Source organism: bacterium (genome assembly GCA_035691305.1).
Lineage (GTDB): Bacteria > Sysuimicrobiota > Sysuimicrobiia > Sysuimicrobiales > Segetimicrobiaceae > DASSJF01.
Window position 1 is genome coordinate 23,047 of the sequence record DASSJF010000019.1, and the last position, 12,597, is coordinate 35,643.

The following is a 12,597-nucleotide window of genomic DNA, read 5'->3' on the forward strand; positions in this document are numbered from 1 at the left end:
CACCGCGTGCAACCATCTCACATGCAGGGGTCTCAAAGAGTCATCGCCGACCTGCACCTCCACTCGAAATTCAGCCGCGCCACCAGCCGGGACATGGACGTCGAGAATCTGGCCCGGTGGTGCGGGTTCAAGGGCATCACCGTCGTCGGCACGGGCGACTTCACGCACCCGGTGTGGCTGCGCGAGCTCAAGGCGAAGCTCAAGCCCAACGGCCGCGGCCTCTTCACGTACGGCGAGCAGCACTTCATGCTGACCGTCGAGGTCAGCAACATCTATCCGCAGGCGGGACGGTTGCGGAAGATCCACATCGTCATCCTCGCCCCGAGCTTCGAGGTCGTGGACAAGATCAACGCCGTTCTGGCCCGGTTCGGCAGCCTGATGGCGGACGGCCGGCCGACGCTGTCGCTCCCGAGCAACAAGCTGGTCGAGTACGTGATGGAGATCTCGCCGGACTGCATGGTTATTCCGGCCCACGTCTGGACCCCGTGGTTCTCGCTCTACGGCAGCAACTCGGGGTTCGACGCGCTGTCGGAGTGCTTCGGGGACCAGGCGCGCCACATCAAGGCCGTCGAAACGGGGCTCAGCAGCGACCCGCCGATGAACTGGCGGCTCTCCCAGCTCGACGGCGTGATGCTGGTCAGCAACTCGGACGCGCACTCGCCCGCCAAGCTCGGACGCGAGGCGAACGTCCTCGACTGCGAACTCGACTACGCGGACATGCTGCGCGTGCTGCGGGGCGAGGACCGGACGCGGTTTCTGTTCACGATCGAGTTCTTTCCCGAGGAGGGCAAGTACCACTTCGACGGCCACCGGGCGTGCGGGCAGCGGCTGTCCCCGGCCGAGACGCGCGCGGCGGGCGGCCGGTGCCCCGGCTGCGGCCGGCCCGTCACGGTCGGCGTGATGTCGCGCGTGGACGCGCTCGCGGACCGGCCGGAGGGCGGCGGCGCCGAAGGACGCATGCCCTTCCGGAACCTGATTCCCCTCGAGGAGATCATCGCCGCGGCCTTCGGGTCGCAGCCCGGCACGGGCGCCGTGCGCGAGGAGTACTTCAAGATCGTCCGCTCACTCGGCGGCGAGTTCAACGTGCTGCTGGACGTGCCGCTCGGCGAGCTGGCGCGGCACACCCGGCCGCGCGTCGTCGACGGCGTGCGGCGCGTGCGCGAGGGGCGGGTCGAGATCCGCCCCGGGTACGACGGCCTCTTCGGCGAGATCAACGTTTTCGGAGGAGCGGCGGACGACGAACGCCGCGCCGCGGCAGCGGCGCAGCCGGCGCAGACCAGCCTCTTCTAAGGAACCCCGCGAAGGCGGCCGAGACAGGACCTCGATCCGTCCGCAGACGCGCCCGACCGTGGTGCTCCGGCCCGGGCGCGAGGCGCGGCTGCGCGCCGGCCACCTCTGGGTCTACCGGGGCGAGATCGCCCGCGTGCTCGGCGACCCCCGGGACGGCGACGCGGTTACCGTCCACGACGCCGGCGGCCGCCACCTCGGCGCCGGCTTCATCAACACCCGCTCGCTGATCACCGTCCGCCTGCTGACCGCCGACGACCGCGACCTCGACGAGGCGTTCTTTCGGGAGCGGCTCGAGCGCGCGGCCGCGTTCCGGCGCGACGTGGTCGTGGACACCGCCGCCTACCGGCTCGTGTTCGGCGAAAGCGATCTGCTGCCCGGGCTGGTCGTCGACCGCTACGCGGGCACGCTCGTCGTGCAGACGCTCACGGCCGGCATGGACCGCCGAAAGACGATGCTCGCGCGGCTGTTGCTGGAGGTCACCGGCGCCGCGTCGGTCTACGCCCGCAACGATCCCGCGGTGCGGCGGCTGGAGGGGTTGCCGCGCGAGCGGGGCTGGCTCGCCGGCGCGCCGTCCCGGGGGGCGCCGGGCGGCATGACCGCCACCGGCGGGCCGATCGACGTCGTGATCGAGGAGGCCGGGGCGACGTTCGTGGTCGACATCGCCGGGGGCCAGAAGACCGGGTTCTTCCTCGACCAGCGCGAGAATCGCGTCTACGCGGCGGGGCTTGTGCGCGGCGAGGTGCTGGACGTCTTCGCCTATACCGGCGCGTGGGCGGTGCACGCGGCCCGCCGCGGCGCGGAGGTCACCGCGGTCGAGATTTCCGACCCGGCCGCCGCCGCGATCGCCCGGCACGCGGCGTTGAACGGGGTGGGAGCCCGGTGCCGGGCGGTGACCGCGAACGCCTTCGACGAGCTCCGCCGCCTGGACCGCGGGCGGGCGCGGTTCGACGCGGTCATCCTCGACCCGCCGGCGTTTGTGAAGACGCGCGCGGCGCTCGAGCGCGGCCTCGCCGGGTACAAAGAGATCAATCTTCGGGCGCTCAAGATTCTGCGCCCCGGCGGGTGGCTGGTGACGTGCTCGTGTTCGTATCACGTCGACGAGGCGGCGCTGGAGGCCGTCGTACAGGACGCCGCGCGGGACGCCGGGCGGTGGGTCCGGCTTGTGGAGCGCCGCGCCCAGGCACGCGACCACCCGGTTTCGCTCGGGGTGCCGGAGACGCGGTACCTCAAGTGCCTGATCTTAGAGGTGGAATAGCCGGCGGGTGGAAAATCGTTGCAGGGCAGGGCGGGGAAACCTATAATGATGATAGCGATGTTTCGCCGATATCGGTGGACTCGACGGGAGGAGAACCCGCGTGGTTCTCCTCCTTGTCTTTTCCGAGGCCCCGCCGGCCCGTTTCCCGGCCGGCAATCGTAGCACCTCGACGCCGCCGGGGCATCGAAGACGAACTGGTGAGGTGACAGATGGTGGTGGCAAGCCACCAGATTCGGATTACCGATAACCTGGATCTGTTGCTCGAAATCCTGCCGCCGGAGATCCGCCGGCAGATCGAAATGCAGGGCGATCTCGATACGCTGCTGGAGATCGTGCTGGATCTGGGCCGCGAGCCCGAGGCTCGCTTCCCGACGCGAGTGGTTCGGATCTCGGACGGATTCGTCTCCCGTGAAGACCTCCACCACGTCGCCAGCCGCGTCGGCGCCTTCGGCAAGGACAACCGCGCCGGCATCGAGCGCACCCTCCACCGCATCTCCGCGATCCGCAACCGCGCCGGCGACGTGATCGGTCTTACGCTGCGCGTCGGCCGCGCGGTCTTCGGCACCGTCGACATCGTGCGCGACGTGATCGAGGCCGGGCAGAGCGTGCTGCTGGTCGGACGCCCCGGCGTCGGCAAGACGACGCTGCTGCGCGAGGCCGCGCGCGTGCTCTCCGACGAGGCGGACAAGCGCGTCGTGGTCGTCGACACCAGCAACGAGATCGCCGGCGACGGCGACATCCCGCATCGCGGCATCGGCCGGGCGCGGCGCATGCAGGTGCCGTACCCTGAACTGCAGCACGCGGTGATGATCGAGGCCGTCGAGAACCACATGCCCGAGGTCATCGTCATCGACGAGATCGGCACCGAGGCGGAGGCACAGGCCGCGCGGACGATCGCCGAGCGCGGGGTGCAGCTGATCGCGACCGCGCACGGGAACACACTCGACAATCTGCTCCAGAACCCGACCCTGTCGGATCTCGTCGGTGGGATTCAGGCCGTGACGCTCGGCGACGAGGAAGCGCGGCGCCGCGGGACCCAGAAGACCGTGCTCGAGCGCAAGGCGCCGCCGACGTTCGATGTGGTGATCGAGATCCAGGACAAAGACCGGCTCGCCGTGCACCACGACGTGGCGCACGTCGTGGACCGGTTCCTGCGGGGTGCCTTGCCGCGGCCGGAGATCCGCACGCGGACCGCGGAGGGCGAGGTGCGGATCACGAGCGGCGAGATGGCGGCGGAAGCCGCCGCGGCCGCAAACGGCAACGGCCAGAACGGGCATCACGCGCCGGTCGCGCCGCCCCAAAAGGTCGTGCGCATCTACCCCTACGCGGTCAGCCGCAACCGGCTCGAACGGGCGATCCGCGAGCTGCGGGTGCCGGCGATGATCGCCGAGGCGCTGCACGACGCCGACGTGCTGCTGACGCTCAAGTCGCAGGAGCGGCGGCAGCCGAAGCGCCTGCGCGAGGCCGGGACCCGGGGTCTCCCGACGCACATCATCAAGAGCAACACGCTGTCGCAAATCGAGGGCGTGCTGCGCGAGATCTTCGGCGTGCAGGACCGCATGAGCCCGGAAGAGCAGGCGATGCGGGAGGCCGAAGAGGCGATTTCGGAAGTGATGGCCGCGGCCCAGCCGGTGGAACTGGGCCCGCAGAACTCCTACCTCCGCCGGCTGCAGCATCAGCTGATCCAGCGGTACGGTCTCGCGTCGGAGAGCAAGGGGACCGACCCGTTCCGCCGCGTGGTGATCTATCCCCAATAGCGAGCGGGCGGCCCCTCGCGGCGTGTTCATCACGCTCGAGGGGCCCGACGGCGCCGGCAAGACCACGCAGGCGGCCCTCCTCGTGGAATATTTGGTCGCGGCGGGCCGCGACGTCGTGCCGGTGCGCGAGCCCGGGGGGACCGCGATCGGCGAGCAGATCCGCGCGCTCCTGATCGACCCCCGCCACGCCGAACTGACCCCCCGGACGGAAATGCTGCTCTTTGCCGCCTCGCGGGCGCAGCTCGTCGCCGAGGTCATCGCGCCCGCGCTGGCGCGGGGGCGGGTCGTCGTCTGCGAGCGGTACGTCGACGCGTCGCTCGCCTACCAGGGGGTGGCCCGCGGTCTGGGCGTCGACGTCGTCCGTGCCGTCAACGACGCGGCGACCGGCGGGCTGCGGCCGGACCTGACCCTCCTCCTCGACCTGGACCCGGAGACGGGCCTGCGGCGGGCCCGCGCCGCCACCGCCCGCACGCGGCCGGAGGGCGCACGGGCCGCCCGCTGGGAGGGCGGGGACCGCCTGGAGCGCGAGACGCTCGCGTTTCACGCGCGGGTCCGGGAGGGGTTTCTCACGCTTGCCAGAATTGACCCGCAACGCATCCGGGTGCTCGACGCTCGCCGGCCCGTCGCGGACGTGCAGCGGGAGATCGCGGCGGCGGTCGACGGTGTGCTCCGAGAGCGGGCCCGTGCGGGAGGCGCGTCGTGAAGCTGATCCTGGCGATCGTGCAGGAAAAGGACCAGCGCCGGCTCATGGAAGGCCTCGTCGCCGCCGAGTTCCAGGCGACGATGCTGGCCAGCACGGGCGGGTTCCTCCGCGAGGGCAACGCGACGATCCTGATCGGCGTCGAGGAGCACCGCGTCGAAGACGTGATGGCCGTGATCCAGAAGTACTGCCACGTCCGCGAGCAGCTCGTGAGCCCGCTGCCGCCGGTCGTCGAGCCCGTCGACTCGTACATCTCGTACCCGGTCAAAGTGCAGGTCGGCGGCGCGATCGTCTTCGTGCTCGACGTCGAGCGTATGGTGAAGGTGTAGGCCGCGCTCCACCGCCCGGCCCGCCCCGCATGTTCTTTCGCGACCTGATCGGCCAGCGCGACGCCCGCGCGGTGCTCCAGGGCGCGCTTCGGAGCGGATGCGTCGGACACGCGTATCTGTTCGTCGGCCCGGAGGGCGTCGGCCGGCGCGCGGCGGCGCTCGCCTTCGCCCAGGCGCTGCTCTGCGAGACCGGCGGCGACGACGCGTGCGGGCGCTGCGCCGCCTGCCGCAAGGTGGCCGCGGGCGCGCATCCGGACCTAAAGATCGTCGCGCCGGGCGGGAGGACGGAATCGGGGGCGGAGCGGCGCGCGGTCGGAATCGAGCAGATCCGCGACCTGAAGCACGACGCCGCGTACCCGCCCTACGAGGCGCGGTGGAAGGTATTCGTCGTCGAGGACGCCGAGGCGATGCGCGCCGAGGCGGCCAACAGCCTCCTCAAAGTGCTCGAGGAGCCGCCCGCGCACAGCGTGATCATCCTGATCTCCGAGTCGGCCTCCGCGCTGCTGCCCACGATCGTCTCCCGATCGCAGATCGTTCGCTTTACCTTCGTGCCGGCGGCGGAGATCGCCGCCGCGCTCACCGAGCGGGCGGGCGTGCCCGCGGAGCAGGCGCCGTTCATGGGCGCGCTGGCCGGCGGGCGGCCGGGGCTCGCGCTGCGCGAGTCGGCCCAGGCCGCGGCGGCGCTCGAGTTCCGGCAGGACGTGGTGAAGACGCTCGGGGCCGTCGCCGGCGGGGGACCCGTCAAGCGGCTCGAGGCGGCCGAAGCGGTCTCGCGTCAGAAGGACGAGATCGAGCGGTGGCTCGACACGGCGCTCCTCTGGGTCCGGGACGTGGCGGTCTGGCAGGCGGTGCGTGACGCGGGGCTGCTCGTGAACCTCGATCGCCGCGATCAGGTCGCGGCGTGGGCGGAGCGCGCCCGGCCGGACGGGGTGCGCGACGCCGCCGCGGCGATCGAAGCGGCCAAGACGCGCCTGCGCGAGAACGTGAACCCGCGTCTCGTGCTCGAGCACCTCTTCGCCGGCATCCGGCTGGCCCCGGACGCGGGCCGGCCGGTCAGTGGACCACGACCCGCACCAGCACGAACAGCGCCCCCGCCCCCGCGACAATAAGCCACCACGGTACGGCGCGCCGCGGCCGTGCCGCGGCGCCTGGGTTCGCGCACGTGTCGCAGAAGTTGCCGGTCGAGAGCCGGACGAGGCATTCCGAGCACAGCGCTTTCCCGCAGCTCGAACAATAGCCGAGCGCGTTGCGGTCGGGGTGGTTTGCGCACTTCATCGCGCGCGTCCCGATCCCGCCGCCCGAAGCGGGCGCTTCGCCGCGGCGGTGTTCCTCGCGGACGCGGCTCTTGCCGGACGGGCCGGCCGCGCCGCGCGCACCGCCGCCGCCCGGAGCGTCTTCAGGATCATGACGTTGCGGCGGTCCGGGCCCTGCCGGTCGAACCCCGGCGTCTCGATGAGGCCGGGCAGCTCGCGCAAGGCGGGGTGCCGGAAGACCGCACGGAATCCGCCGCGGCCGATCTGGCCTTCCCCGATATTCTCGTGCCGGTCGAGCCGCGACCCGAGCGCGCTCTTGGAGTCGTTGAGGTGCAGCACCCGCAGCCGCGGCAGCCCCACGCGGCGGTCGAAGGCGTCCACCATCCCGGCGACTCCCGCCGGGGTACGGATGTCCCAGCCGGCCGCGAAGAGATGCGCGGTGTCGAGGCAGACGCCGAGGCGCGGGCTGCCGCCCGCGGCGTGGATGATCTCGCGCAGCTGCTCGAACGTGCCGCCGATCGTCGCGCCGGCGCTGCCCTCGAGGAGCACCAGCGTTTTCGAGGTCCGCGCGAGCACGGTGCGCAGCGCAAGCGCGACCCGGTCGCAGCACTCGTTCCACCCCGTGCCGAGCGTGCTGCCGAGATGCGTGACCGCGCCCAGCCCGCCGAGCATTTCCATTCCGCGCACGGTGTGGGTCAGCGAGTCGACCGACCGGCGGAACAGCTCCGGGTCGGCGGTGGCGAAGTTGACGAGGTACGACGCGTGCGCAACCAGCGGGTCGAGGCCGGCGCGTGCGCGGCGCCGCCGGAACTCCGCGGCGTCGGCCGGATCGTAGTCGACGAGGCGCCACTGCCGCGGGCTGCCGACGAAGATCTGCAGACACTCGCAGCCGATCGCGACGGCGCGCGGGATCGCGTCGTGGACGCGGCCGGCGATCGATACGTGCGCGCCGACGGGCATGGCGGGGGCTTCGCGGAGGAGCGACGTTTGGACCTCCCGAACTGCGCTCCTATGTCTCCACCGGTGCTGCGTGCCGCCGCCGCGCTGTCGCTGGCGGGCGTCGCGGTCGTGTGGGGCGCGACGTTTCCGCTCGGCAAGCTCGTGCTCCGCCACCTCGGTCCGTTTCAGTACCTGGCCCTGCGCTTCGGTCTGGCCGCGCTGCTGATGGCGCCGCTCGCGTGGCGGGGCCGCGGACGCCTGGGCGCGCGCGGTCTGCGCGCGGGCGCGCTCGCGGGCGCGGTGCTCTTTGCCGGGTACGCGCTGCAGACGGTCGGGCTGCGGCTGACCACCGCGAGCCACGCGGGTCTCATCACCGGGCTGAACGTCGTCATGATTCCGCTGATGCTGCTGGCCTGGCGCCGCCGCGCGCCGGGCCCCGCGCTCGGTCCGGCGGTGCTCCTCGCCGTCGCGGGGTTATGGCTGCTGCTCTGGCAGGGTGGCGGGCTGGGCGCCGGCGATGTGCTGGTGCTGGGGTGCGCCGCCGCCCTGGCGCTGCAGGCGATCCTCGTCGGGCGGGTCGCGCGCGACGTGCCCGCGGCCGCGTTCGCCTGTGCGCAGGTCGCGACGGTCGCCGTGCTCGCCGGTCTGTGGGCCGCGGCCGCGGAGGCGGCACCCCGGACGGTGCCGGTCGCGGCGGCCGCCGCGATCGCGTTCATGGCCGTGGCCGCGACCCTCGGAGCGTACGTCGCGCAGGCGTGGGCCCAGCGCGCCGTTTCGCCGACCCGCACCGGCCTGCTGTTCGCCATCGAGCCCGTAGCCGCCGTCGGGTTCGGCGTCGCGTGGCTCGGAGAGCCGCTCGGCTCGCGCCAGGCGGCCGGCGCGGTGCTGATCCTATCGAGCGTGGTGATCGGCGCACTGGGGCGGGATGCCGCCTTCGACGCGGTCGCGTCCGCGTCGCCCCCGGCGGCCGACAAAGGAGGACGCATCCATGGCATCGCGTGAACGGCGCGGCTTTACCACGACCGCGATCCACGGCGGGCGCATCGAGGATGCCAACAAGTCGGTGGTCGCGCCGATCTATCAGACGGCGACGTTCAAGTACGACAGCGTCGAAGACGGCGCGCGGCTCGCCGCGGAGAAGGGGCCGGGATACCTCTACACGCGCTGGGGCAACCCGACGACCGATCTCTTCGAGCAGAAGGTCGCCCTGCTCGAGGGCGCCGAGGCCGCGCTGGCCGCGTCGTCGGGCATGGCGGCGATCGCGACGGCGGTCGTCGGGCTGCTCAAGCGGGGCGATCACCTGATCGCGCCGAAGGCCGTGTACCAGGCGTCGTTTCAGCTCTTTACGGACGTGTTGCCGCGGTTCGGGGTCGAGGCGACCGTGCTCGACGACCCGGACGTGTCCGCCTACGAGCGGGGGCTGCGCCCCAATACGCGCCTTCTCTACATCGAGACGCCGAACAACCCGCTGCTCGGCATCATCGACATCGCCGGCGTGGCCTCGCTCGCCCGGGCGCACGGCGCGCGCACGGTTGCGGACAACACCTTCGCAACCCCGTACAACCAGCGGCCGCTGTCGCTCGGCGTGGATCTCGTCTGCCACAGCGCGACGAAGTACCTCGGCGGCCATCACGACGTCACGGCCGGCGTGATCGCCGGCTCCCGCGAGGCGCTCCGGTCGTGCGTGGCGACGCTGCGCGTGTTCGGCGGGGTGCTCGACCCGTTCGCCGCGTTCCTGCTGACCCGCGGCGTCGCCACGCTGGGACTCCGCGTCGAGCGGCACAACGCGAACGCACTCGCGCTCGCGCGCCACCTCGCCGCGCACCCGAAGGTCGCGCGCGTGCACTACCCGGGGTTGCCCGGCCATCCGCGGCACGAGATCGCGGCGCGGCAGATGCCCGGCGGCTTCGGCGGGATGATGAGCATCGAAGTGAAGGGCGATGTCGCCGCGGGCGCGCGCTGCGTCGAGGCGCTGCAGGTCGCGAAGCTCGCCGTCAGCCTCGGCGGGATCTGCACGCTGGTGACGCATCCGGCCTCGACGACGAGCGTCAACATGCCGCGCGAAGTGCGGCTCGAGGCCGGCATCAGCGACGGCCTGATCCGGATTTCAGTCGGGATCGAGGATATCGACGACCTGATCGGCGATTTCGATCAGGCGCTCACAACGGTCTAGCCCCGCCGTCCGTCCTCGTCGCGGTTCCACTCCTGGATCACCGCCGGGATCTCGTCGAGGCGCGTGACCGTTACGTTGGGCCGCGCCCGCGTCGCGAACCTCGGATTGTCCGGATTCGGCTCGATGTCGACGAGGATCGCGCGCATCCCCACCGTGTTCGCGCCGAGCACGTCCGCCCCCAGGGTGTCGCCGATCATCACCGCCGCCCCGGGCGCAATGCCCCAATCCTCCAGCACATACCGGAAGATGCCCGGGTGAGGTTTCGGACGGCCGAAGCCCATCGAGGTGACGATCGGGTCGAAATAGCGGTGGATGCCGTGCCGGCGCGCGATGTCGACCACGAGCTGATGGCTCGTGGCGTTGCTGATCATCCCGAGGCGCAGACCCATCCCCGCCAGCGCCTCGAGCATCTCGACCGCCGACGGGTACAGGCGGCTCATCGTCAGCTCCGGCTCGAAGAAGACCGCCTCCGCCCGCGCCAGGACGTCGTCGGTGATCTCGAGGCCCGACGCGGTGAACGCTTCCACGAAGGCCGCCGCGGCCGGGACCTCGACCAGCTCCGCCTCGGAGCGTTTCCAGCCGGCGAGCCGGATCTCGAGCAGGCGCGCCGCGAACGCCTCGGGCTCGCGGCATCCGCAGTCGGACGCGGCGTACGACGCGAGCGCCGCGCACTTTACGCGCTCGAGCTCGAGGCCCGTCCGGCGGATGAGCGTGCTGCCGAGGTCGAAGATCGCTCCGCGAATCATGATCGCCCGTCTCGTACGCTGCCGGAGGGGAACCGTCCTTTGTCCCCGAATACGGCGGCGCATCCCATGGCATCGGCTTCCCAGCGTTCGTCACGGCGGCGGCTTCGCGTCGCCGTCTTGTTTGGCGGCCCGTCGGCCGAGCGGGAGGTCTCGCTGTGGAGCGGCACCCGCGTGCTCGGCGCTCTCGATCCCGCAAAGTACGACGCGCTGCCCGTTGAGATCACGGTCGAGGGGAAGTGGCTGCCGCGGCCGGATCTGCTGAAGCTGCCGGCACCGGGGTCCGGCGGCGCCGGCGGGCGCAAGTCTCCTCAGCACGGCTCCTTCCAACCGAGCCCATCGTCCGCGGTCCCGACGCTCGCCGCCGCGTCCCATCACATCGATGAGGTCGTGCGCGAAGGCGAGGTCGACGTCGTGTTTGTCGCACTGCACGGGCAGTACGGTGAGGACGGTACCGTGCAGGGATTGCTCGAGCTTCTCGGCATCCCGTACACCGGCTCCGGCGTGCTCGCGAGCGCGCTCGCGATGGACAAGCTGCGCAGCCGGCAGGTGCTGCAGGCGAGCGGCCTCCCGGTGCCCGCGTGGATCCAGCTCGACGGCGATCAGTGGGCCGCCGGGCCCGCGGAGCTTGCCCGCCGCGTGGCCAGGGACCTCGGCTATCCGTGCGCCGTCAAGCCGAATGCCCAGGGATCGAGCATCGGCGTGACAATCGTGCGGGACGAGGCCGGACTCGGCGCCGCCGTCGCCGCCGCGCTCGAATTCGGGAACGTCGTCCTGGTGGAAGAGTACCTGCGCGGCACGGAGCTGACGTGCGGCATCCTTGAGGACCCGGACACCGGTGTTCCACAGCCGCTGCCGGTGATCGAGATCGTGCCGAAGCGCGAGTTCTTCACGTACGAGGCGAAGTATCAAGGCGCGTCCGAGGAGATCTGTCCCGCGCGCATTCCCGGCCCGATGGCCGAGAAGGCGCAGCAGCTCGCGCTGCGGGCGCACCAGGTGCTCGGCTGCGAAGGATTCTCACGCGTGGACCTGTTTCTCTGCGGCACCGACGTGGTCGTGCTCGAGGTCAACACGATCCCGGGTCTGGCGGAGGGCAGCCTCATCCCGCTCGCGGCGCGGACCGCGGGCATCGAGTACGCGGACCTGCTGGACCGGATGGTGGCCGCGGCGCTCCGGCGCGATCGCGTCCGGCGCCGCAGCCGCCGGGGCGGACCGCCCTCCGGGTCCGCCGGCACGTCCTGACCATGCCGCGCCTCCGCCGCGACGAGTACGTACGCTCCCACGCGCTCGGCAACGACTACCTCGTGATGGACCCGCGCACGCTCTCGCTGCGCCTCACGCCCGAGCGTATCCGCGCGATCTGCGACCGGCACCACGGGGTCGGATCGGACGGCATCCTGACGCTCGAGCGGAGCCGGCGCGCGGATGCCGGCCTGCGGATCTTCAATCCGGACGGTAGCGAGGCGGAGAAGAGCGGCAACGGCATCCGGATCTTCGCGAAGTGTCTGTGGGACCACGGCTACGTGCGGCGGCGGTCGTTCACGATCGACACGAAGGGCGGCATCGTCGGGGTGGCGCTCCACGTCCGCGCTCGCGCGGTGCGGTCGATCACCGCGGAGATGGGCCGCGCGACGTTTCGGAGCCGGGAGATCCCGGTGGCCGGCCCGGACCGCGAGGTCGTGGGCGAGACGATCGAGGCCGCGGGTGAGCGGCTGGAGTTCAGCGCCGTGTCCGTCGGCAACCCGCACTGCGTCGTTTTCGTGGACGACCCGGCCGCGGTCGACCTCGCGCGCCTCGGGCCCGCGCTGGAGCACCACCCGATGTTTCCCAACCGCATCAACGTGCAGTTCGTGCGCGTCGACGCCCCGGGGAAGGTGACGATCCGGATCTGGGAGCGGGGGGCCGGCGAGACGACGGCGTCGGGCACGAGCTCGAGCGCGGTGGCCGCGGTCTGCGTGCGGCGGAGCCGGACCGGACGGGATCTCGCCGTGCACAGTCCGGGCGGGGTGCTGCGCGTCGAGGTGGAGCCGGACTACGCGCTGCGGCTCACCGGCCCGGTCGAGGAAGTGTCGCGCGGAACGCTGAGCGCGGACCTGCTGGCGCGGCTCCGGCGCCGTTGAAGACATAGTGGCCGGCGAGTCCGCCGGCAGGCGGTGAC

Annotated in this window: 13 protein-coding genes; 10 read left to right on the forward strand and 3 right to left on the reverse strand. The window is 71.9% G+C overall.

Annotated features, from left to right (window positions below; translation table 11 throughout):
• Positions 1-6: 6 nt before the first annotated feature.
• The 6 genes from VFL28_03545 (at position 7) to holB (ending at position 6,440) form a co-directional block, all read left to right on the forward strand.
• A complete protein-coding gene (locus VFL28_03545; GenBank protein HET7263717.1) occupies positions 7-1,290 on the forward strand; it encodes an endonuclease Q family protein in 1,284 nt (427 codons plus the stop codon).
• A 58-nt stretch (positions 1,291-1,348) separates the two neighbouring features.
• Entirely contained in the window at positions 1,349-2,545 is a 1,197-nt protein-coding gene (locus VFL28_03550; protein HET7263718.1) for a class I SAM-dependent rRNA methyltransferase, read from the forward strand.
• 209 nt (positions 2,546-2,754) lie between these two features.
• Entirely contained in the window at positions 2,755-4,302 is a 1,548-nt protein-coding gene (locus tag VFL28_03555) for a R3H domain-containing nucleic acid-binding protein (GenBank protein ID HET7263719.1), read from the forward strand.
• 22 nt (positions 4,303-4,324) lie between these two features.
• Positions 4,325-5,005, forward strand: coding sequence for a dTMP kinase (gene tmk / locus VFL28_03560; protein HET7263720.1), 681 nt, complete (start codon positions 4,325-4,327; stop codon positions 5,003-5,005).
• Positions 5,002-5,331, forward strand: a complete 330-nt coding sequence (locus VFL28_03565) for a cyclic-di-AMP receptor (protein ID HET7263721.1) — start codon at positions 5,002-5,004, stop codon at positions 5,329-5,331. Before tmk ends, VFL28_03565 begins: the two co-directional genes overlap by 4 nt.
• A 29-nt stretch (positions 5,332-5,360) precedes the next feature.
• Entirely contained in the window at positions 5,361-6,440 is a 1,080-nt protein-coding gene (gene holB, locus VFL28_03570) for a DNA polymerase III subunit delta' (GenBank protein ID HET7263722.1), read from the forward strand.
• On the opposite strand, the gene VFL28_03575 is transcribed toward holB, so the two are convergent.
• Both VFL28_03575 and VFL28_03580 read right to left on the reverse strand, forming a co-directional pair.
• The gene (locus VFL28_03575; GenBank protein ID HET7263723.1) at positions 6,385-6,606 is read right to left on the reverse strand and encodes a B-box zinc finger protein; all 222 of its coding nucleotides are present in this window, start codon (positions 6,604-6,606) and stop codon (positions 6,385-6,387) included. The two genes, holB and VFL28_03575, sit on opposite strands and share 56 nt — an antisense overlap.
• Positions 6,603-7,544 (reverse strand): deoxyribonuclease IV, encoded by a 942-nt coding sequence (locus VFL28_03580; GenBank protein HET7263724.1) that lies wholly within the window; start codon positions 7,542-7,544, stop codon positions 6,603-6,605. Before VFL28_03580 ends, VFL28_03575 begins: the two co-directional genes overlap by 4 nt.
• Before the next feature lie 51 nt (positions 7,545-7,595).
• On the opposite strand from VFL28_03580, the gene VFL28_03585 reads away from it, so the two are divergent.
• Entirely contained in the window at positions 7,596-8,525 is a 930-nt protein-coding gene (locus VFL28_03585; GenBank protein HET7263725.1) for a DMT family transporter, read from the forward strand.
• Complete coding sequence (locus VFL28_03590) at positions 8,512-9,696, forward strand: PLP-dependent aspartate aminotransferase family protein (GenBank protein ID HET7263726.1); 1,185 nt, start codon at positions 8,512-8,514, stop codon at positions 9,694-9,696. Before VFL28_03585 ends, VFL28_03590 begins: the two co-directional genes overlap by 14 nt.
• Here VFL28_03590 and VFL28_03595 read toward each other — a convergent pair.
• The gene (locus VFL28_03595) at positions 9,693-10,442 is read right to left on the reverse strand and encodes an HAD family hydrolase (protein HET7263727.1); all 750 of its coding nucleotides are present in this window, start codon (positions 10,440-10,442) and stop codon (positions 9,693-9,695) included. The two genes, VFL28_03590 and VFL28_03595, sit on opposite strands and share 4 nt — an antisense overlap.
• Positions 10,443-10,508: 66 nt before the next feature.
• Between VFL28_03595 and VFL28_03600 the strand changes: the two genes are divergently transcribed.
• Both VFL28_03600 and dapF read left to right on the forward strand, forming a co-directional pair.
• A complete protein-coding gene (locus VFL28_03600) occupies positions 10,509-11,681 on the forward strand; it encodes a D-alanine--D-alanine ligase (protein HET7263728.1) in 1,173 nt (390 codons plus the stop codon).
• Between the two features lie 2 nt (positions 11,682-11,683).
• Positions 11,684-12,559 (forward strand): diaminopimelate epimerase, encoded by an 876-nt coding sequence (dapF, locus tag VFL28_03605; protein ID HET7263729.1) that lies wholly within the window; start codon positions 11,684-11,686, stop codon positions 12,557-12,559.
• Positions 12,560-12,597: the final 38 nt, after the last annotated feature.